This is a genomic window from Limosilactobacillus antri DSM 16041 (assembly GCF_000160835.1).
Lineage (GTDB): Bacteria > Bacillota > Bacilli > Lactobacillales > Lactobacillaceae > Limosilactobacillus > Limosilactobacillus antri.
Genome location: NZ_GG700736.1, coordinates 1 through 20,663 on the forward strand (window position 1 = coordinate 1; position 20,663 = coordinate 20,663).

25 protein-coding genes and 2 pseudogenes are annotated in these 20,663 nt (G+C 39.4%); 13 read left to right on the forward strand and 14 right to left on the reverse strand.

The window, feature by feature from the left end; translation table 11 throughout:
• Positions 1-1,813: MobQ family relaxase (gene mobQ, locus HMPREF0494_RS08665; protein WP_007124581.1), on the reverse strand; the 1,813-nt coding region annotated here is incomplete at its 3' end.
• 253 nt (positions 1,814-2,066) lie between these two features.
• Between mobQ and HMPREF0494_RS08670 the strand changes: the two genes are divergently transcribed.
• Positions 2,067-2,294 (forward strand): hypothetical protein, encoded by a 228-nt coding sequence (locus HMPREF0494_RS08670; RefSeq protein WP_007124582.1) that lies wholly within the window; start codon positions 2,067-2,069, stop codon positions 2,292-2,294.
• A 22-nt stretch (positions 2,295-2,316) separates the two neighbouring features.
• Positions 2,317-2,595: a hypothetical protein gene (locus HMPREF0494_RS08675; protein WP_003590756.1), complete on the forward strand. Its 279-nt coding sequence runs from the start codon at positions 2,317-2,319 to the stop codon at positions 2,593-2,595.
• Here HMPREF0494_RS08675 and HMPREF0494_RS08680 read toward each other — a convergent pair.
• From HMPREF0494_RS08680 to HMPREF0494_RS08725, 10 genes and pseudogenes are all read right to left on the reverse strand, one after another.
• Positions 2,585-3,265: an ATPase gene (locus tag HMPREF0494_RS08680; RefSeq protein WP_007124583.1), complete on the reverse strand. Its 681-nt coding sequence runs from the start codon at positions 3,263-3,265 to the stop codon at positions 2,585-2,587. The genes HMPREF0494_RS08675 and HMPREF0494_RS08680 overlap by 11 nt on opposite strands.
• Positions 3,262-3,447, reverse strand: a complete 186-nt coding sequence (locus HMPREF0494_RS08685) for a hypothetical protein (RefSeq protein WP_010620892.1) — start codon at positions 3,445-3,447, stop codon at positions 3,262-3,264. The genes HMPREF0494_RS08680 and HMPREF0494_RS08685 overlap by 4 nt, the downstream gene beginning before the upstream one ends.
• A 46-nt stretch (positions 3,448-3,493) precedes the next feature.
• The gene (locus tag HMPREF0494_RS08690) at positions 3,494-3,775 is read right to left on the reverse strand and encodes a type II toxin-antitoxin system RelB/DinJ family antitoxin (protein WP_007124584.1); all 282 of its coding nucleotides are present in this window, start codon (positions 3,773-3,775) and stop codon (positions 3,494-3,496) included.
• 253 nt (positions 3,776-4,028) lie between these two features.
• Positions 4,029-5,141, reverse strand: coding sequence for a replication initiator protein A (locus tag HMPREF0494_RS08695; protein WP_007124585.1), 1,113 nt, complete (start codon positions 5,139-5,141; stop codon positions 4,029-4,031).
• Between the two features lie 588 nt (positions 5,142-5,729).
• Positions 5,730-5,978, reverse strand: coding sequence for a ribbon-helix-helix domain-containing protein (locus tag HMPREF0494_RS08700; protein WP_003712273.1), 249 nt, complete (start codon positions 5,976-5,978; stop codon positions 5,730-5,732).
• A 13-nt stretch (positions 5,979-5,991) separates the two neighbouring features.
• Positions 5,992-6,798, reverse strand: a complete 807-nt coding sequence (locus HMPREF0494_RS08705) for a ParA family protein (RefSeq protein ID WP_040459008.1) — start codon at positions 6,796-6,798, stop codon at positions 5,992-5,994.
• Positions 6,799-6,953: 155 nt separating this feature from the next.
• Positions 6,954-7,289, reverse strand: coding sequence for a type II toxin-antitoxin system YafQ family toxin (locus tag HMPREF0494_RS08710; protein WP_007124587.1), 336 nt, complete (start codon positions 7,287-7,289; stop codon positions 6,954-6,956).
• On the reverse strand, positions 7,286-7,585 hold the full coding sequence (locus HMPREF0494_RS08715) for a type II toxin-antitoxin system Phd/YefM family antitoxin (protein ID WP_003712280.1): 300 nt from the start codon (positions 7,583-7,585) through the stop codon (positions 7,286-7,288). Before HMPREF0494_RS08715 ends, HMPREF0494_RS08710 begins: the two co-directional genes overlap by 4 nt.
• A 612-nt stretch (positions 7,586-8,197) precedes the next feature.
• Positions 8,198-8,917 (reverse strand): nicotinamide mononucleotide transporter, encoded by a 720-nt coding sequence (locus tag HMPREF0494_RS08720; RefSeq protein WP_007124588.1) that lies wholly within the window; start codon positions 8,915-8,917, stop codon positions 8,198-8,200.
• 101 nt (positions 8,918-9,018) lie between these two features.
• Positions 9,019-9,321, reverse strand: a pseudogene (locus tag HMPREF0494_RS08725) (aldehyde dehydrogenase family protein); the annotation flags it as partial.
• A 12-nt stretch (positions 9,322-9,333) separates the two neighbouring features.
• Between HMPREF0494_RS08725 and HMPREF0494_RS11055 the strand changes: the two are divergent.
• Positions 9,334-9,573 (forward strand): annotated as a pseudogene (locus tag HMPREF0494_RS11055) (MFS transporter); the annotation flags it as partial.
• Positions 9,574-9,955: 382 nt separating this feature from the next.
• Here the strand turns inward: HMPREF0494_RS11055 and HMPREF0494_RS11060 are convergent.
• A complete protein-coding gene (locus HMPREF0494_RS11060) occupies positions 9,956-10,489 on the reverse strand; it encodes a hypothetical protein (protein ID WP_202812915.1) in 534 nt (177 codons plus the stop codon).
• A 35-nt stretch (positions 10,490-10,524) separates the two neighbouring features.
• On the reverse strand, positions 10,525-11,631 hold the full coding sequence (locus tag HMPREF0494_RS08730) for an ArsR/SmtB family transcription factor (protein ID WP_007124593.1): 1,107 nt from the start codon (positions 11,629-11,631) through the stop codon (positions 10,525-10,527).
• 96 nt (positions 11,632-11,727) lie between these two features.
• Between HMPREF0494_RS08730 and HMPREF0494_RS08735 the strand changes: the two genes are divergently transcribed.
• The 10 genes from HMPREF0494_RS08735 to HMPREF0494_RS08775 all read left to right on the forward strand — a co-directional run bounded on the left by HMPREF0494_RS08735 (position 11,728) and on the right by HMPREF0494_RS08775 (position 20,070).
• Positions 11,728-12,126, forward strand: a complete 399-nt coding sequence (locus HMPREF0494_RS08735; protein ID WP_007124594.1) for a ThiF family adenylyltransferase — start codon at positions 11,728-11,730, stop codon at positions 12,124-12,126.
• Positions 12,110-13,462 (forward strand): MFS transporter, encoded by a 1,353-nt coding sequence (locus HMPREF0494_RS08740; protein ID WP_007124595.1) that lies wholly within the window; start codon positions 12,110-12,112, stop codon positions 13,460-13,462. The genes HMPREF0494_RS08735 and HMPREF0494_RS08740 overlap by 17 nt, the downstream gene beginning before the upstream one ends.
• 241 nt (positions 13,463-13,703) lie before the next feature.
• Positions 13,704-14,264, forward strand: a complete 561-nt coding sequence (locus HMPREF0494_RS08745; protein ID WP_007124597.1) for a DNA-3-methyladenine glycosylase I — start codon at positions 13,704-13,706, stop codon at positions 14,262-14,264.
• A gap of 824 nt (positions 14,265-15,088) precedes the next feature.
• Positions 15,089-16,936 (forward strand): heavy metal translocating P-type ATPase, encoded by a 1,848-nt coding sequence (locus HMPREF0494_RS08750; RefSeq protein WP_007124598.1) that lies wholly within the window; start codon positions 15,089-15,091, stop codon positions 16,934-16,936.
• Positions 16,937-17,006: 70 nt separating this feature from the next.
• Complete coding sequence (locus HMPREF0494_RS08755) at positions 17,007-17,237, forward strand: heavy-metal-associated domain-containing protein (protein ID WP_003715850.1); 231 nt, start codon at positions 17,007-17,009, stop codon at positions 17,235-17,237.
• Positions 17,237-17,785 (forward strand): ferritin family protein, encoded by a 549-nt coding sequence (locus HMPREF0494_RS08760; protein ID WP_007124599.1) that lies wholly within the window; start codon positions 17,237-17,239, stop codon positions 17,783-17,785. Before HMPREF0494_RS08755 ends, HMPREF0494_RS08760 begins: the two co-directional genes overlap by 1 nt.
• Positions 17,775-18,419, forward strand: coding sequence for a Crp/Fnr family transcriptional regulator (locus tag HMPREF0494_RS08765; RefSeq protein WP_007124600.1), 645 nt, complete (start codon positions 17,775-17,777; stop codon positions 18,417-18,419). The genes HMPREF0494_RS08760 and HMPREF0494_RS08765 overlap by 11 nt, the downstream gene beginning before the upstream one ends.
• 87 nt (positions 18,420-18,506) lie before the next feature.
• Positions 18,507-19,202 carry a helix-turn-helix domain-containing protein gene (locus HMPREF0494_RS08770; RefSeq protein ID WP_040459010.1) on the forward strand — a complete coding sequence of 232 codons (696 nt, stop codon included), beginning with the start codon at positions 18,507-18,509 and terminating at the stop codon, positions 19,200-19,202.
• Entirely contained in the window at positions 19,186-19,473 is a 288-nt protein-coding gene (locus tag HMPREF0494_RS11815) for an IS3 family transposase (protein WP_102169358.1), read from the forward strand. Before HMPREF0494_RS08770 ends, HMPREF0494_RS11815 begins: the two co-directional genes overlap by 17 nt.
• 12 nt (positions 19,474-19,485) lie before the next feature.
• Entirely contained in the window at positions 19,486-20,070 is a 585-nt protein-coding gene (locus HMPREF0494_RS08775; protein ID WP_007124602.1) for an IS3 family transposase, read from the forward strand.
• 49 nt (positions 20,071-20,119) lie between these two features.
• On the opposite strand, the gene HMPREF0494_RS08780 is transcribed toward HMPREF0494_RS08775, so the two are convergent.
• Positions 20,120-20,407: a hypothetical protein gene (locus tag HMPREF0494_RS08780; protein WP_003715853.1), complete on the reverse strand. Its 288-nt coding sequence runs from the start codon at positions 20,405-20,407 to the stop codon at positions 20,120-20,122.
• Positions 20,408-20,663 lie beyond the last annotated feature (256 nt).

The window sequence follows — 20,663 nt, forward strand, 5'->3', positions numbered from 1 at the left end:
CTTGTTGCTCTTTTAACTGCATTTGGATTTTCTCGATCTGACTGTTCTTAATCGTTGGATCGACTTTGCATTCACCCAAAAAGAGTTGTTTAGTACCATCATGCTTTAAAACCCGTTGTAGGTGATGATTTTCTAACTGATCTAAGCTCAGCTGTCCCGATAGATAAGCTAGTCCTTGCAGATGCTCTTGGGTATTGAATACTCTTGGTGGATTTTCCTGCCACTGTGCGATTGTTTCAACCTTACATGGTTTTAAAGCTGGATCATAGTACATCACTGCTGTATAGGCCTGTTCCTGTTTAATCATTGGTAATTCATTAAAATCGCCGTTAGGAAAGGCTCTTCTTAAAACTTCCTGGTATTGGGTTTGAATAACTTGCTTCACAGCCATGATTGTTCGTAAATCTTTGACTGCGCGAGTAATCTTTTGCTGTTCGGTTGGTGAATATTTCTCTAGTAACCCTTGATCGACGTGTTCTAGACTTTCTAAGTTATCGTCATGAATCATCAGCGTGTATTTCAGTTCGATTTTGACTTCCTTTTCCTGTTGCATTAATAACTTCCAGCCAACGTATGGCCGTTTGGTAAAGGTCAATAATTGTTGGGTCAACAAATCATCACGAATGTTCATTAAACGTTCGTTTAATTCACTACCCTTGAAAACTGTTTGTTCGCTATCGGTTTCCTTAATTAATTCTCGTCTTTCAGCTTGCGTGGTCTGTTCAAAATTAAGCTCTGGATAAAGTTTTTTCGTCGTGCGATCAACCACTTTATTTAAGAGTTCATCTGCTTTTTTGAGTGAGCTTTCTTGTTGGTTAATTGTCAATAATTGTTTAGTCACATCTTCACCAACCGCATGTTTAATTAGGGTGCTGTTTTTCCAATTAAATAGCATGCGCCGCTTATCATCTAAGTTCTCCAAACTGATATAAGTTTTCAGTTCATGGCTTAACTCTTTAACTACCCGTTTTTCATTAAACGAGAAGTGTTTACTTAGGCTATCTAAATGACCTCTATTGATTACTTTTTCTTGGTTATTTTTATAACTGGCTTTGGCCTTGCGATAGTCCTTTACTTGTTGGTTAAATTCTTTTCTTTCATGCCGTTTACTATTGATTCCCTCATGTTGAGTTGGTGTATCATCTATTCCCTCCTCGATAAATGATTTTTCGCTGATCCGATCGGGAATATTTTTTTGCTCTAAAACTTGATTGACACTAACCGCCCAATTGTGCCGCCACTGATTGATTTTTTCTTTTTTATCCCAATCAACTAACCACACCTTTCTTGATCTTGGGAAACGACTATTTCCTGTATAAGTCTTGTTCCCATTTTCGTCTAATATGTTTTCTCGTTTACTTTTCAATCCCCACGTTCCGTCTGGGTTAAATGGACGGTTAGTTAACATCACATGAGCGTGCGGATTATCTTGGTGATCACGATGAATTGCTACGTCAGCTACCATACCTTCATCAACAAAATTTTCTTGTACATATTTTGTCAATAATTCTTTCTGTTCATCTTCACTTAATTCAACTGGTAGAGCCACGTTAAACTCTTTAGCGTACCGTGAGTTTGCTCGACGGTCTTTTCTTTCTACTTCGTTCCATAATTTCTCTCGATCACTGGCCCATGCTGGTGCATTTTTAGGAGTTAAAATAAAGCTCTCTGGCATAACCGACCGAGCATAAAAATAACTTCGACCTTCTTTTTGATCGAATAATTTTTCGCCACTTCGATAAGCGGCACTGGCAATTGCACTTCTTCCTTTTCCAGCACTAATATTACTAAAGCTCATGTGAAAAATTGCCATGTCGGTCACCACCTTTCTTTGGGTTTATGGGTTTGCTTTTGTTGTCGCCATCGGCGACTTCTGATACAAGGGTTTAGCACAATAACACAACCAACTTTAGTTGTTGTGTGTAAGTGCGCATTGACCTCGTTTCACTCGGTCTGCTGATTCCCTTAACTCCACTTTTAGTGTATGCCCTCCGCTTCGCTATTTCAACTTTTATACTTTGACTTAACGTTTCCTATATGATATAGTTTCGGTGATTATTTCTAATATGATTGGAGGGATCGTTATGTCTCAAAGTAACTTAGAAAAACAAGAAGCTAAATTAAAAGCCCTTAATCAAAAAATTAAGGACGAAAAAAATAAGATTGAACAACGGCTAGGTAAACAAATCATCAGTCAAGCCAATTTAGATTATGCTAATTTGTCTAACGATCAGATTAAGATTTTAGCCCAGCAATTTTCTGAATTTTTAAAGGTAAAGTCTGTAGATCATTAGCCATACGAGATGGGGAAATTCTATGCCTAATCAATATGAAAAATTAGTTAAACAACAAGCACGTTTAAAGCAAAAAATTGAACGAGAAAATTTTAAATTACGGCAATCTAAATACTATGAAAACCGCCAAGCACGCAAAGCCCGTTCTCGCCGATTAATTCAAAAAGGGGCTTTGCTCGAAAAATACTTTCAAGCTGATAACCTCTCGGTCGAACAAACCGAAGAACTTTTAAAAATATTTGCTAATTACATTAATGCGCATAAACCGAACAAATTCAAAAACGACCAGCCTAGTAACTAGGCCGATCGTTTTTATTTTCTGGATCATTTTTAGGCTTTACTTCTGGGTTTTGATCTGCAAAATTTTGTAACTGCTTTTGCACCTTTTCTGGATAAGTAATATTTTGGTTTATCCAAGGAAAATGCCTCAAATCGTTCTTAAAAACTTGTCCCTTATCTCTTGCATAAACAGGGGTAAACTTTTCGCTATTATCATAAATCATGACCTTATCAGATTTAAAGGCCACTAATGGCAAATTATGTTTGGATTGCTGATAACGTTTCTTGATCGTTGCTACTGGAACACCGTGCCCACCTTTTTGTACCCGTTCGTTGACCCTTTGGATAGCTAAATTTTCATCTCGCAAAGCAACATATAATAAAGTCACTTCAAAGCCATTTTTGTGAGCTTTGTCAATCAAATTGAGTTGAGCTTTGCCTCTACCTGCTAGTGTTGTTTCTACGTGAATACTTTGCTGGTGATCTAAAGCATAGTGTAGTTGTTTGATTTCTTCTTTCATGGCTTTTAAGTTGTCACTATCTTTATGCCAATCGCCACCCATTTGTCTTAAAAGTTCATCAGCGTTAATCCGTTTTGTTTTGTCAAACAAGCTGGGAAATGTATCGTATAGCGTACTTTTCCCTGCTCCGTTAATACCAGCAACAATTATATATTGGGGTTTATCTATCAACGGACAAAGTCCTTTCGCTTAATAACCTCATCTTGCCTTTTATCTAAAAAGTAGGTATATAAAGCGTCATATACTTTGCGCTTTTCTGGATCTGGCTCATGTAATGACTTATCAAGTAAATCTTTTAAATCAGTTTCTTTGGCAATTTCAAAAAAGTCATTAATTGTGATTGTATCTTTCATGTTCATCACACTTCCAAGTTATTAATTTATTTAATCTGATAAGCCATTAGTCCTCATCTGGATCATTGAGCCAATCAGCGACTTCTTTAGCGTCTTTGAACTCTGTTACTGGTGTCTCTTTGGTAGCCTTTAAAAGGCTTAAATTAGCTCTTTCGGCTTCGCTCAGGGCTGGTTTAAACGGTAATGCTGCGTCAGCTACGATCCGCTTATAAAACATATTGATCGCGGTAGTTGGGTTTAGGCCTAACTGGCTTAAAACGGCTTCGGTATTATCTGCCAATTCTTTGTCAATCTTGACTTGTACGCGTTTCTTTTCCTTAACTGCCATGATTGTCTCATCTCCTCTCTTTTGTTACTACCATTATACTACCTTTTGAGTACCCTATCAATAGATAAAGCCCTGGCCTCAAATCACCTGAGCTTGGCGTTGATCTAAAGGCTGAACTTTTGAGCTGGTTAGCCTGGTTAGCTCTGACGCTCATTTAAAAGCCCCTATTCTTCTGTCTAAGCGATTTTAAAGCGATTTTAATATGATCATGCCTGTAGCACTTAAAACGGCTTAAATGAGCTTATACGGCGTTTTAATCCCAAGTATGCTCGTTATCAATATTTTGGTCTTTGGGGTGTTTGGCCACATAGTCTCTAGCCGCTTGTTGGTTCCACCAAACATCAAATAGGTTTTGCATAGTGCCGTACAGGTAATTCTCAACGTTCTTGATATGTTTCTCATCGCTTCTTAGGGCATTAAAATAGCGTCTTAGCGTTTTGGTCATCATTTTTTTTAAATCAGGGTCATCTAATAGAATCCATACGCCTAAATCCTTATGTTCTTTTTCAACAGCATATTTGGCGTTTAAGATAATGCCAATAAAGCGCCGCATTTGTTGTGGGGTCCGGCACCAAAAGCTAAGTAGTTGCACTGCTTCTGGTTCTAAGAAAACCGGTAAGCCATTATCTTCGTCAGTTAAGAACTTATCAGCATGTTTTACTAAATCTCGATTTTGAGCTTCAATTTCAGCTGGTGAAAAATTGGCTGTGGAAAAGTCCAACTTTTGAGTATCTATATCGTATCTATTAGTATCTATATTATTTTTATAGTCTTTATATAGATTGTGTGTGATTTTCACATTTCCGCTTGTATCAAGGGTTTGAGCGGTCTCATCAACGGACTTATGCGGAAGTGTGATTTTCACATTTCCGCTTGTATCAAGGGTTTGAGCGGTCTCCTGCGGAAGTGTGATTTTCACATTTCCGCTTGTATCAAGGGTTTGAGACACTTTTGGGCTATCTTCACCGCGTAAATAGACATCGGTTGCTTTCACATCGAGCTTGGACAGATATAAGCGATTCGGTTCATTCTTTTTTGTTTTTGGGTTAAAGCCCAGTTGTTTTTGCATCAGCAAATGAGCGGTTTCGAGTTCTTTTTTTATTTTGACGACTTTTTGATTATGGCAATTAAATAAATTTTCGAGTTCTTGATTGGTAAAAGTAAAATAGACGTGTCCTTCTTCATCAACCCAGTTGTTGCGCAAAGAGTACTCGAGCCGGTCTTTCAGTACCATATAAGCCAATTTAGCGTCACTGCTTAAATGTTTATATTGCTCGCCATACATTAATACCTTAGGGAACTGGAAAAATAAGGCTCCATATACGTTATCGGCTTCATAGTAATTAAAATTTGTTGATTTTGTCATAATAAAAACTCCCTTTCTTGACTGACACACGCTGTCTCAAAAGAGAGTTGCTAAAACATCTGACTTGCATTATAATACAAACCTGATATGCTCTAACTGAATTACAAAGCGTTCATTTAGTGGTGAGGCTTTGTAATTTACCAGCATGTGTCTGTTTGCGAGTTGCCCATTCGGCAACTTTTTTAATTTCTAACAACAAAAAATGGACTAAATAACTCCAGTTAGCTACTTAGTCCATTGACTTCAATTTGTTTTTAACTATCCTTAAACTTGCCCTTTTGGACTGGTTTGCGGTATAATTAACCTACAAATTAAGAGCAATGTTCAGACGATTTAGACCTGCAAGTTAAAATCGTCTGAACCTAAGTAGCTGGATGGTAGCTACTTGCTAAACCAAAGGTCCCTGGTTCCTCGTGAACTGGGGATCTTTTTAGTTTAGCTTGATCTCTTCATTCGGTTGTTAAATTAGTTTCAGTTTAGCATAGTGCTTCCTAACCGGCAACTTTATTTGGTCCGGTACACTTTACAAGTTTTTATCTAATTATGAGTTAATTAAATAAATTGTCTGATTAATTATTTATTTAATTATTAAATTGCATCTATGATTGAAGCTAAGAATTCTGACCGATTTTTAAATCCGTTTTTTCGGGCAGCCGTGTCCATTTTTTTTAATTGACTTTCAGTAATTGAGAAGGTTACTGATCGCTTACGCTCTACTTCTTTTCGACTGATATTTTTTAAAAATGCTACTGCGTCATTCTTGTTATCTTTCAATGTAGTTTCGTAACTTTCTCTCATTTCTTCGTCTTTTTTATGGTTGAATGAATCTAAACTCATAAGCTAACTCTCCTTACTTGGTTTTACTTGCTAATTCTTGAAAAAGATGATCGGCTTTTTTTATGAACTTTTGATTTTGCTTTAAAACGGATTTATCATGATTGGCTAATTCAAATATCGAAGCGTGCCTTGCAGTAGCTTTATTAAAGAGCTCTCTTTCTGGAATTATAGTTGCGACTGTTTCATCACCTTCTATATGTTTTAGCAAATCGCGAGACATACTTGTATTATGTCTAATCATATTAACGATAAAGAAAAGTTTTGCGTCTACGTAAGTTTCGCCAGTTCGATAATCAAAAAGTGATTTTCTGAATTTTTCGAGTCGTGTTTCTAGGTCAAACTTAGCATTGTAACCATGCTCACTGGGTGTGATGGGACTAAGAAGGTAATTACTGATAGCAATAGCATTTTTAGTGATGGTACTAAAATCTGGGTGTGTATCAATTAAGATATAGTCATAGTCGGTTAAGTTTAATGAATCGGAGTTGTTTTTAAACCACATGAATAACATCATTTCTTTGTTACTGTTATTTTCTAGATAACTTCCCAAAACATCTAGGTCTATAAAACCGGCGATTAAATCTAGATTTGGTCCGACACTGTCAATTTTTACTTTTTGAGCATTATCGTTTTCTTTAAATGCTTCAGCGATGGTATTGTTGCGTCGTGTCTTTTCAAAAACGGTTGTTAAATTACACTGATGATCTAAATCGATTAATAGAACCTTCTTGCCATGTTTGGCTAACCAATCACCATAATTTAAAGTCAAGGTTGTTTTACCGACACCACCCTTGATAGCAGTAAAAGTAATAATTTTCATCTTGATACCTCCTTTGTCTAGTTTAATTATATCGTTAGCAGACAAATAAATAAACAATTTATTAAATAACTAACGTAACAATTTTAGCCGGCTTAATAAAGAATTACTTACAGAACTTTGCTATTTTATCAAGACTAGTCCCTAGTCAACGGCTTTTAACGCTTCTTATGATAACGACCATGGAATAATTTTTTATGAGAACCAATATTAACAGCAACGAGTACTAAATCTTGATTGTTGACTTTATAGATAACTACAATGTCAGTTGTTTCAGTTGGTTGCTGCCCTTTGGGAGTATCACGAAGATGAAATTCTCGATAGCCAGTATAGTTTCCTTCTAATTCGTGATCATGAAAATCATCGGGAAGTATGTCGCCATCGAGGAGAATAGAAATAGCGTCTTTTACTTCATCAATAATTGTTATATCAAGCTGTGCAAGATAAGCTAAGTTTCGTTCAAACGATTTTCGTGGTTTATATTGATATCTCATTGGTTACTGTTATCCTTTGGCTTAAAACTGTTCCAATAATCGTCAGTTGGTTCAACGATAGGATCATCAGGTAAGATGTGCATTTCGATTAACTTATCTCTGGCAATAGCATAATCTAGTGAATCTTCTTTAGCATTAACAGCTTCAAGAAGGGTATTGAGTTGTTCTTGTGAGATAACAGCTGCTGCTCGTTGATTAGAACGTGCAATTAGTACTGTTTGGTTTTCATCATTGACTTTATCTAAGTAGTCTTTAATATGATTACGGAAATCACTTTGAGTAGTAGCAATTGGCATAATAAGGACTCCTTTCTTTTCTCTTACATTATATTGTACTATATTATGTACGTTATTTCTACTACTAGTGCCTCATAATAGTTAGACAAAAGTTCTAACCATTGTGAGGCGCTTTTTCTATGGGGTGAATTTACAATTGAAGTGCAACATAAAGTAAAAAAATAAACCCATACCGGGTAGAATATGTGTAAGCACACCATAATAAGACGTATATAAAAAAAAGCGGGCATCTCCTAAACTGGAAGAAAACAGTTGGAGGAGCCTTTCTAGATGCAAGATATTATCCCGGTGAATTTACATGAACGAAATCCAAAGGATTTCAAGTCAACCAAGCTACTTTACGCATTCCTTTATTTCAGGCAAAAGAAATGACTTTACCGCAGCAGAATACCGCTTCGGCAAGGCCAACTAGTTTTTATTATTTAATGTGTCAACTTGACAGGGTACAGTACCGTATTGTACGGATTTCACAAAGTCCTATTTAGAATTTACACCAATTATACGGACATAACCTTACAAAGCCTGCCAAGTTAATTTTTACCGTAGTCTGCGTGGCGAAACCTTAACCTAAAAATAAAAGCTCGATCCTGAATTTCAAGGTCGAGTTTTTATTTATGGTTCTTCAATTTCTGTCTTGGCAGACAAATTTGTCCAAAAACTTAAGGCGGCCAAGGCATTTATAATGTAGTAGATGTATTTACCAACGTTAGCAAAATTACCTTGCACTAAGGCTTTAATTAACTGGACAAAGTTATAAACAAACCAGTATTGCCATTGGACTGTCAACTTCATGGCATTTAAAACATTAGCGGTTAGTGAAAGGCCAAAGGCAATCACCACGATCCAAAATAGCGGTTGTTGGAAACCATTTTTCCAACCAATCAAATTGGTGGCAAAGGAAAAGGCCATACTTAAGATGAACAGACTAATCATCACTAGCCACTTCTTCGTTCCCGTTAAGGGCTTAGTCGCCCGATACTTTTCCGACCGCATCCAGGTTCGAATTGCAAAAATATAAATGATAAAGGTCACCGGATAAGTGACAATCGCCGCCTGATTGCCAAGTAAGTAATCAATGGTTCCTGATAGGACAGCGTTAATAATCCCAATCCAATTACCGACATTATTCATGCGACCAGTTAGCCGGGTCGAATAAATGGACAGGACCGAATTCCCAATAGAGATCAGCCCAAATGGCACCCAACGCGCCCAACTACCCCAGTTTGTTACTTCTGCAAGGGTTTCAGTTAAATAACCACTGGCGATGGCAATCCCCACCACTAGTATAACCCCTAATAAATCAAATAATTTCGATTTAGCAATTCGTTCCATAACATCATCTCCTGTTTGTTTTTAGTGAGGCGTATTCGGAAGCAACCCTCGTTTTGATGAATGTTATAGCACAAGTAGTCAGTAAGGTAAAGGGCTTGGAGCTATTCTACTTCATAAACTAAGTGTTGATTAACAAATTCAGTAAAGCCAATTTCACTCAATTCCCGGCCATAACCAGAATTTTTCACCCCACCAAACGGAATTTCAGGTAGAGAGGCCCACCCTGCATTTATCCAGCTCATCCCACTTTCTACTTGAGCGGCCACTTCTCGAGCATGGGCAATATCAGAACCGAAAACCGTATTTCCAAGACCATAACTAGAATTATTAGCTAAGGCAATTGCTTCGGCTTCGGTTTGGCATCCGTAAACAACCGCAACGGGTCCAAACATTTCTTGATAACGCACCGGTAGAAAGCTTCTCAAAAAATTAATTTGGGTAATCAGAAAATAAGCCAGGGTCAGAAAAAATTGTTAGTAGGTCTCAAACAATTGGCACAAAAAGAAGCTTTAACGACAGCTTTGAGAAAAATTAAGCATACTAAGAATCAACAAATCAGCCAGGCCTTCAGTCATACCTACTTAGTAGGCGCGGTGATTGTATTGATTCTGTCGCCGATTGCTTTATTGACAGATCGTAAGTCATTAAAAAGTTGAATTTAAAAAGGTACCTCGGGGATATGAGGTGCCTTTTTTAGGTGGTTTCTTAGATCTTATTTGCTTTATCAGTATCATTTTAATATTTAACTTTTATCATTAAATTTATAGTGTATGTGGAAAACAAGTCTGTACTAAAATTAGACCTAATTATAAAAGAACGTGAAATGCTTATCCTTTTACGAGCTAAAGGGTTATCTATCATAAAAGATCAAGGAAAATTATCTAAAGGAATAATTGCTGATCATAAATTGCCTTTGCAAAATAAACAAGGGAGTAAGTTATCGTTATATTATTTGGTAAACAATTTTCAATTTGGAACGTTAAAATTGTACAAATGCGCTTAAACGATCAAACTAAAAGTCCTATTTCGTAACTTAACTTAGGTAAAAACCGATTGAACAATACTAGCAGGCTTTTTACAAAGTTCTACTTTTCGACTTTTGGTTAACTTACACAAATCGTCTTCCAATAAATAATTTAGAAGATCATTTCCTATTCTTCCTCCAAAGTGGAAATTTCGCTCCGAGAAATCTAAGCAACAGGGTACGGTGGTTTGATTTACTTTACAAAATTTGCTGAATATATTTTTCCCTTTTTCAGTAAAAGAATAGTTAACTTTATCAGAAGTGAAGATTAGATGTTTAAGCTCAGCATGCCTAAAAATAGTGACCCCTAGTTTTCCACCAAGATGATGTGAACAGGTTCTTGCAATTCCTAAATTACTAATGGTATTTCTAATATTCAACATGTTATTACTGGTATTACCTAATTTCGTTACATTGTAGCTCATTTTATTTTTGTAATACCATCTACCGTAAAATTGTAATGAAATAATAGTTTTATCACACTGAAGTTGACTTATTACTTCTTCTCTGCTTAAATGGCAGACTTTTGACAGTTCATTAACAGTCAACCATTTATTACAGGTAAGTGCACTATTAACGACTCTCATTTGTTATCATCTCTCATAAAATCTAAAAAATTAGGAACTAACTCAAATATTCTATTTGTTATTTGATAAAGAACGAACTTTTTTTGTTTTGTAGTTTTTAGTAAATTTGCTTCTTTTAATATTTGTAAATGCCTGGATACAGTGGAGGTACCTAGTGATAAAAGCTGTGACAGTCCTTGTGTAGTGCAAGGTGACTTCGAAACGGTTTTCAAGATCTGAAGTCTGGTTGGTTCACTAAGAGCCTTAAAAGTTAATAATAGTTCTTTTGGTGTATAAATTAGATCTGCTCTTTTTTGTAGTCCGTAAGTAATGACCACTCCATTTTTAAATGTATCAACGAATAGATGAGGCCAAGTAAAAAAACTTGGTATGAGCATAATTGTGTCAGTATCTTTAAGATCAATTTCTCTCTCAAAAGGCTTATTAATAATTAAAGTATCATTTTTCCAGTGCATACGAGCTACTTGCAATTCATCTATAGTACTTCGAATACCATGAATATTAATTGAGTTCGCCCGTATCTTAATTTCCTGAAATAAGAGTTTTTTAATATTAGCTTTTTCCCAAACCGCAGAAAAAACATTGTCATTATACTTAACGATAAATTTAAAAAAACGGTTAATGACAGTTTGCGGGTTACCACTAAGGTCTTTTATAAGTAATGGATTCCGGTTAATAGAAAAATCCTGCCATTCAAGACCTTTAGCTAAATTTGGAATAAACGTGTTACTTCTATCGTGATTTAAGGTGGATAACTCATTAATTAGTCCATTTACATTACTTTGCCTACTAAGAAAAGCGCGAAGCATGGATAGTTCATCCTTTAGATTACTAGCATTGTATTGAAAATTACAAAGTACAGTGGGAGGAACACCTAATTCATATACAGGACTAAAATAGTACAAATTATCAATATCCTCTTTATCTAATTGTTCCATTGTCTTTAAGGCCCAATCTACAACTAACCCATGATGCCTAGGATTCATCAAGACATGAAGACTTCTAAGAAGTTCATTCAGTGGTGAATAAACAAACTGAAATCTTTGAGTTAGTGTCTCGTCTGTTACAGTAGAGTATTTACTAAAGTTTATCCTAATAGTCATTTTGTCCTCCTTGATTCGATATTTCTTGAATCAATTGATCGTTAATTAAATATAAGTTAACATAATTAGCACAATCTAACAAGGAGGATTAATATAATGATTCACGACAAAAAGCACTTAAAATACACAGCAATCCCAAACGAAGAGATGTATTGGGAAAGGGTAAATCGTAGTTTGGGTTGGCTCGGTGACACCAAACAGGAACAACATAATAAACAAGAAAAATTGAAAAATGTTGTAATTGGAATAGCAGGCACTGGTGGAATAGGAGGACAACTTGCACAACGGTTAGTTCGAATGGGTGTTCGAAATCTAAAATTGGCAGACCCAGATACATTTGATATTTCAAATATGAATAGGCAAATGGGTGCTGATCTGCAACATATTGGAAAAAATAAGGCAGAAGTTGTTGCAGAAATGACTTACAGCTTGAATCATGATGTAAATATAGACTTTCATTCTTTCTGGAGAATGCGCTATGAATATAAGAACTAAAGATCATTTAGTCGTTATAGTTGCTGGCATAGGAATGTTATTATCAACATTAGATACAGGGATTATCAATGTTGCATTACCATTTTTAAAATCTTACTTTGAAACTACAGCAGACATTGCTGCTATTGCAGTTACGGGTTATACTATTAGCCTTGCTGTTTTTATTCTTCCTTTTGGACTACTTAGTGATAAATTTGGTAAACTATCGTTCTCGTATATTGGACTGATAATTTTTGGGCTTAGCTCATTACTTTGCGGACTTTCAGCTAATATTCAAATGTTAATTATGTTTCGAATTTTCCAAGGTATTGGTGCAGCTGCATTACAAGCAACATCAGCCTCTTTAATTACCACCTTAGTTTCTGCTGAAAAATCCAGTTCTGCTATCGGAGTTTTAGGAATTATGATTGGTGTCGGACCTGTACTTGGTCCTTCATTAGGTGGATTGCTACTATCATTAAATAGTTGGAGAGGAATATTTTGGTTAAACATTCCGTTCGTCCTTCTGGGGCTCATTTGTAATCACAAATTAATTACAAATATCTCTGAGAATAAATACGCTAAACACATTGATTACCCTGGAAGTCTTACTAATGGACTATTTGTGATACTGCTTATTAGTGGATTGTCATTGCTAAGCTCACATAGTATTATTGGGATAGCATTAATAATTGCTAGTTTAATAGCTGTAATTATCTTGTTTAAAGTAGAAAGAAATAAAGAAACTCCTGTTGTCAATGTAATAAATCTTATTCAGAATAAATCGCTACTGGTATATCTATATGAAACGATTGCCTTTGGTTTTGCTTCAGCCATAATCTTTCTTATGCCACCTTATTTGTTTGAAACTGTCTTTAAATTAAATTCAGGATTGACGGGTATACTGGTACTAGGTGCACCTATAGGTCTAGTTTTATTTTCTAGAATATCTAGTGCACATAATAATGGTTTGAAAGATAATTCCTTTTCTAAAGTCGGATTATCTATTATTCTTTGTTCATTACTACTCTTGAGCCTATATCAAACATCTTTACCATATATTTTAGTTACAATTTGTTTGTTTATTTATGGTGTAGGTGGTGGCTATTTCCAACCGGCGAACATATCTGTAATTATGAAAACTACTGATATCACTTCACAGGGTAGTATTGGTTCACTTCAACGAATGGTTCAAAATGTTGCTATTGCTATGGGTACAGCAACAGGTTCAGTATTTTTAAACATGTGGTCTCATGAACTAGTAACAGCTATTAAACTTGGTTGGATTACTGCAGGATGCTTAATTATAATTGCAATAGCTCTAGATTTTGCCCTAAATAAAAATAGTTTCAAATAACTCTAAGAATAACAAAAACACCTGTCACACGCGACAGAAACTGATTTGTTTTGCTGAAATGTTAATGGACTTAATCAGTTTTTTTAGTTGCTTCTTAGAAAGTAGCAACAATACAAGTACGATGATGCTGATGTATAAATCAAGTCAGTCGATTACTTATCCGAACCGGTGGGACATCTGAAAAGATGCCCTTTTTATGTTCAAATTCTGATTGATCAAAATTACTATTAGGAGGAATTAAATGAAACGCTGCTTTCCGAAAAACGATGATGCTCCACTCCTTACGAAGTATCATGACCACGAATGGGGTAAGCTGAACCTCAACGAGAATTACTTATATGAGATGATGGTTCTAGAATCCTTTCAATCGGGACTTAGTTGGCAATTAGTCTTGGATAAGCGAGAAAATTTTCGACAAGCCTTTGCAGGCTTTAATGTGGAGCGGGTTGCAAAATTTACCAGTAATCAACGTAAGCAATTACTGAAAAACCGAGGAATCATTCGTAATCAGCGAAAAATTGATGCCGCCATTAATAATGCCCGTGTAATGACTAAAATGCACCGTGAAGGGCACCAATTGTGTACAGTACTAACAACCTTAATTCCACAGCCAATCATTAACCACCCTCAACAGTTTACTGACATACCAACCCAAAATAGACTATCTCGAAACCTAGCAAAAGAGTTTAAAGAAATAGGTCTTCAATTTATGGGGCCAGTAACAATCTACTCCTTTCTTGAAGCGGTAGGCCTAATTAACGATCATATCGAAGACTGTCCTTTTAAGTACACTACTACGTAATCTACAAAAATTACACTCTATCCTTTACTAATAGGACTCTCTTTTAAACTTAGGGGCCATATATGATTAAATACCCATTGAAAATAAACAAAAAACGTCTGCCGCACGCGACAGACGCTGGTTTATTCTACTGAAATGCTAAAGCATGTACTTTAACAGCTCAATCATGAACTTAATCAGTTTTTTCAGTTGCTTCTTACTGAAAAAAGGCAACAATACAAAGATGAAGATACAATGAGTCACTGGGAAGAACCTCCTTCCCACACACAAATTGAATGCTTGATGGGGGCATTCTGGTGTGCTTTCCTATTGTATCATAGAAAGTTTTCAGCTATAATATTGTTACAAAGATGAAGATGCTGGTGTGTAAATTGGATCAGCTGATTACTTATCCGAGCCGGCGGGGCATCTGAAAAGATGCTCTTTTTTTGTACCTAAATTTTCTTTTATTGGGTCTATTTGTAATAATGGAACCTTAAGAATGCCGAAAAATACCCCTTACGTTAGCCAAGTAGCTAAGTAGGGGCTATTTTTTAGCACTTTAAACTTACAGGGCTCACTTCGACAAAGGTAATTTTTAATTTGGCTTATCTTATAAAGAGGTTCTTTGTGAGGTTTAGTTATTATTTAGCTCCTTTCTGATATATCAAAAGTGAATATTAATCTTGCAGTTGGCTGAATAATCATAATACTAAAAAATAAGTCTTTAAACGTTGAAAGGTTTTAATAGTTTCCTGATATATTTCGTTTTCTTGATCCCTGTCAATTTATCTAGGCCCCATGGCGGCTAAGATAATGATAAAGGAAACGAAGGAGAAAGAACAATGGGCAAGCTACGGGGGTTCTTCAGTAAGAACCAAAAAATTAACGTACTGGTGATGACAATCTTGATCGTTGTTGCCGAACTGAGTCGCTTTGCAAAATTGGAAACGGTCTACCCGTTGTTAATGATTATTGTCACGATTTTAGGGGGGATTCCGATTATCCTGCGGGCCTTCAGCGCCCTGCGGTACCGGGTGATCTCAATTGAACTCCTGGTCGCCGTTGCCATCATCGGGGCCGCCATCATTGGTGAGTACACTGAAGGGGCGATCGTGGTCTGGCTCTTCAACCTCGGGGACGTTTTGGAGGCCTTGACCCTCCGCAAGACACGGGCCGCTGTCAAGTCCTTAACTGAAATGGCCCCGCAAACTGCTGAGGTAATTGATTCGGTTGACGACGCGACCGGTGAGGTAACCGACATTGATCTGGTTGACGAAGGAGACCTGGTCCTGGTCAAGGCCGGTGACCGGATCCCGGTTGACGGTCAGGTTAAGCGGGGAACCGGGCTGGTAAACGAGGCCAGCTTAACCGGGGAGTCGCGGTCGGTTGAAAAGAACCTCGATGAAACCGTCAGCGCCGGAACAATCCTGGAGGACGGGACCCTGGTGGTTGAAGCCAGCCGGGTCGGGGAAGACACCACCTTTGGGAAGATTATTGAACTGGTTGAACAGGCTCAAGACAGCAAGTCCAAGGCCCAGCGGGTGATCGATAAGTTTGCGAAGTACTACACCCCACTGGTGATGGTGATGGCCCTGGTGTTTGGCCTGCTGACCAAGGACGACGAGTTGGCGATCACGGTTCTGGTTCTCGGTTGCCCGGGGGCCTTGGTGATCGGGGTGCCGGTTTCAACCGTGGCCGGAATAGGTCGGGCGGCGAAGTTAGGGGTACTAACTAAGGGGAGTGCGAGCCTTAGCGCCCTCAAGAAGGTTGACACCCTGGTCTTTGATAAGACAGGGACGGTCACTAAGGGCCAGCCGGAAGTGGTTGACCAGTGGTGGGCACCGGAAGCGGGCGATCAAGATCGTCAGTTACTGGTTAGTGTTGAAACGGCCTCCAACCACCCCCTGGCTAAGGCGGTCATTGATAAGTTAGCTCAAGAACCGCTCCCGGTTGACGATAACGAAACGATTGCCGGTCAGGGAATGGTTGCCCAAGTGGCTGGCCACCAAGTCGCCGTGGGGAACGCCAAGTTGTTAACGAACCACCAGATTGACTTGGTGGCGGTGGCCCAAACGGCACCGGCTTGGCAGGCGAAGGGGCGCTCCCTGGTTTACGTTGCCATTGATGGCCAATTACGGGGCTTGCTGGGGATCAGTGACCCGCTCAAGGATAACGCCAAGGAAACCTTTGCCCGCCTGCGGGAACTTGGGTACACTAATCTAATCATGCTGAGTGGTGATAACCAGGCGACGGCCGACCAGATCGGTCAAGAGGTTGGAATGAGCAAAGTGATTGGTGATTTAATGCCGGCGGACAAGGTGGCTAAGATTAAGAAACTCCAAGCCGCGGGGCACAAGGTTGCCTTCCTTGGTGACGGGGTGAACGACAGCCCGGCCCTGGCAACCGCAGAAGTTGGGATTGCAATGGGGAACGGGACGGATGTGGCTCTCGACGTGTCAGACGTGGTCCTGCTCCACTCCGACCTTGGTCGTCTGCCACTGGCCTTGATGATCGCCAAGAAGACGGTTGTCAATATGAACCAAAACATCGCTATTGCGGTCTTAACCGTGGCCCTCTTATTCCTAGGCCTGATGGTGGACTCGATTCACATGGCCTCCGGAATGCTGGTTCACGAGTTGAGTATCTTGATTGTTATCTTAAACGGAATGCGGCTCCTAAAAGTTCGCTAGACTTGACGATGATCAATTATTTTGGAAAATAGTACACTATACTAAAAGAAAAACAAAGGAGGGACCGAAAATGGAGAAGGTTGTAATGGAATTAGGTGGGATGACCTGCCCGTCCTGCATGGATAAGATTAAGACGGCGGTTGAGCATCAAGCCGGGGTCAGCGATGTGAAGGTCCTCTTTAACGCTGGTAAGCTCAAGGCAAAGGTCGACACCAATCAATCAAGTGCTGATGACGTTAAGAAAGTTGTTGAAGATTTGGGTTACCAAGTCAACGGCGTAAAGGAAAAGGAGATTGCCTAATGACAAAGGAAGAATTATACCAAGCTGAATTAAAGCAAGCCGACCAAGATCACCACACCCCAACGGCAGGGGCGATAACTGGCCACATTCTTGCCAACCTATGGCTCCACCAGCAAAAGGTCAACCAGGCTCGCCTGTATGCTAAGGGTTGCGCCAGCCTCTTCATTAACCAAAAGGCGGCGGAATGGGTGGCAACCGAGCGCCAATACTTTGACCGGATCAACACCCTCCTGCTTAGCCTGGGGGAAGCCGTTCCAACCACAACCGCGCAGTTTGTAGAGTACGCAATGCTAAAGGAAGACGGGGCGGAAAAGTACGCGCCCGGCAAGGACCAACTCTTTGACCTAATTAAGGACTTTGACACCCAGCTACTCTTCTTCCAAAAGGCAATCGCCCTTGGTAAGCAAGAAGGAAAGATGAAGCTGGTTCACACGATTGTTGACCTGGATGACTGGATGCGGGCCGAGATCTTAGCCGGGCAAAATTTCCTGGGAAATGATCTGATGGAGGGTCGCTACCAAGAAGAGGACGACGAAGATGATGATTAGTGGCACCCACCTTTGTGTCCGGTTAGTCCCCCTCTTTAACCAGCTTCCCCTGGCTAACCAGCGCCAGATTGAATCCCTGTTGGTCCACCATCATTACCAGCGGGGCGAGGTAATCCTGGCGCCCGGTGATGAGGGGCGGATGGTGATCGTTGAAGATGGCCAGGTCAAGCTCTACCAACTAAATGAAGAAGGGGAGGAGCAAGTCCTTGAGGTCATGCACACTGGGGACTACGTGGGTGAGCGCTGGCTGTACGGGGCTGAGAACGAAGCAACCTTTGCGGTGGTTCAAAAGCCTGCCGCTCTCTGCACGATCAGCTACGAGGATTTTACCAAACTACTGGCGGAGTACCCCGAGTTGGCCACCCGCCTCCTGCAACTAACGATGGACAAGGTGCAGGAGTTAACCACCCAAAACCAGTACCTAATGATGGAAGCGGTGGAAGAACGCCTGTGGGCATATTTGAACCGGCAGGCCACCCTGCGCGGTAGGTCCCGCTTCACCTTACCAATGAAGATGAAGGATCTGGCCACCTACTTGGGAACGACTCCGGAGACCCTGTCGCGGAAGTTTAAGAACCTGCAAGCGGCCGGTAAGATTGACCGGGACCGACGAGTGGTTTCAATCCTACAATAAAACCCGACCCCAGCCTTGTGATATGCTCCCCTTAGAGTGGACACAGAATTATACAAAATTCTGTATGTAACTCTAGGGGGATTTTTTATGTCCAACCGAACTAGTAACCATACCTTAAATCAACGACTGGCAGCGGTGAGGAAAGTCCTTGAGGGAGAGTCCTCGGTAAGTCATGGGGCCCGTGAATTGGGGGTTAGTAAATCAACTTTAACAAGCTGGATCATTAAGTACCAAAATAATGGGGTAGCTGGCTTAAAAGAGTCGCACACTTGGCGACACTATCCTGTCGACCTCAAACATACGGCGGTCCATGATTACCTTGACAATCACCTTTCACAGCTGGAGTGCTGTCGTAAGTATAATATTTCCAGTCGCGGTGTTCTCAGGCGCTGGGTTAACCAGTATACTAACGGTAAAACCTTGAAGAAGATAACTGGAGGTTCTACCAAGATGAAGGCACACCGGAAAACCACTTATGAACAGCGTCTAGAAATCGTTCACTTTACCCTAGCCAGTGATAAAGATTATCGAGCAGCGATGGCGAAATACGGCGTCTCTTACAGCCAGGTTTATAGCTGGGTACAGAAGTATGAGCGGGACGGTTACGAAGCCTTAGTTGATCATCGTGGTCATCGAATTCAAGACCGCACTGTAGCTAAACTAAGTAAAGAAGAACAACTCGAACGACAGCTCAAAAAGCTAGAAGCTCGCAACCAGGATCTGGCGGCGGAGAACTACTTCCTAAAAAAATTAAGTGCCCTGGAGAATGAATCCGAGCAATAAGACATCATCGCGATATCAGGCGATTCAAGCTACTCGTCATTTTCCAGGGCAATCAATCAAGCATCTTTGTATCCTCGCTCAGGTCTCACGAGTAGGTTATTATCGCTGGCTTTCTAAGCCGACGACGAAAGAAGGCCAGATCAGTGAGCAGCTCAAAGCGCTGCTCAAGCAGACTTACTGGGAAATGAAGGGTAAGTGGGGTTATCGCCGATTAACAATGCTTATTAATCGGCGTTACAACTGTCACTATAATCATAAGCGTATTCGGTGACTCCTCGTTGAAATGAATCTGCGAGCGGTAATTCGACGGCCTCGTCATAGCTGCACGATCGCTCGCGGACAAAACCATGAGCCTAATATTCTTAATCGGAATTTTACGGCTGATCACTTAAACGAAAAGTGGGTCACCAATGTAACGTATCTGATCTATGGCAATGGTCAGAAAGCCTATCTCAGTGCTATTAAGGATTTACATAACGGTGGGATCATTAGCTATGTCGTTAGCCAGCGCAATGACAATCCACTGGTAATGAAAACCCTCAAGCAGGCTTTTAAACGCTATCCAACCGCGACACCATTACTGCACAGTGATCGTGGCTTCCAATACACCTCTAAAGAGTTTGCCTGCTTGACCACTGAGCACGGTATTACCCGCAGTATGTCTCGGGTCGATAAGTGTATTGATAATGCCCCGATGGAAAGCTTCTGGAGTCACTACAAGGATGAAGCCTACTATGGTCAGTACTTTAAAACCTATCAGGACTTGACCTCTTCAGTTGATCGGTACATTCACTTCTATAATCACCAACGTTATCAAACAAAATTAAACAGCCTGACCCCGGTAGAATACCGGCATCAAGCTGCTTAAAGTTCATTGTATAATTGACTGTCTGCTTGACAGGGCGCAATCCACTAATCTAATTTTTATCCATTTTTTGCAGTCTTCTCATTTCATAGTTATATCCATTTATGAAATTTACGATTTCCTGCATCTTTCGAAAAAAAACAAAATTTAAAAATTCAAATAGTAATTTAGGATAGTGTTTGAACGCTTTTCCACTTTGATAATCAGTCTGAGCTTGAAACTTTCCTTTATCAAAGTCTGATAGGCTATTAGAATTATTAAACCTATAGCTGTAACCTTTGGAATACAAGCCATTTTCATAATTATACTTGATTAAATCATGTAGTTTTAATAAAAACATGAAGACCACCTCGACTTTTAATTTAAGTATATCATGAGAAATACTAAAAAAAGCAGCTTGCTCCCGGCTTTTTGGCTGTAAGGTTGTCTTTAATGTAAGAATCTTTGCTCGTTCTGTAAAGAGTTTAACCTAGTTAAATATGGTTGGATTTGTACGCCAAATAACGTACAATATTGCTGAGGTGATGAGAATGGCAAGAATTGAAGCTCGAATTGACGGAACTATTAAAAGTAAAGCCAAAGACGTATTAGCTAAT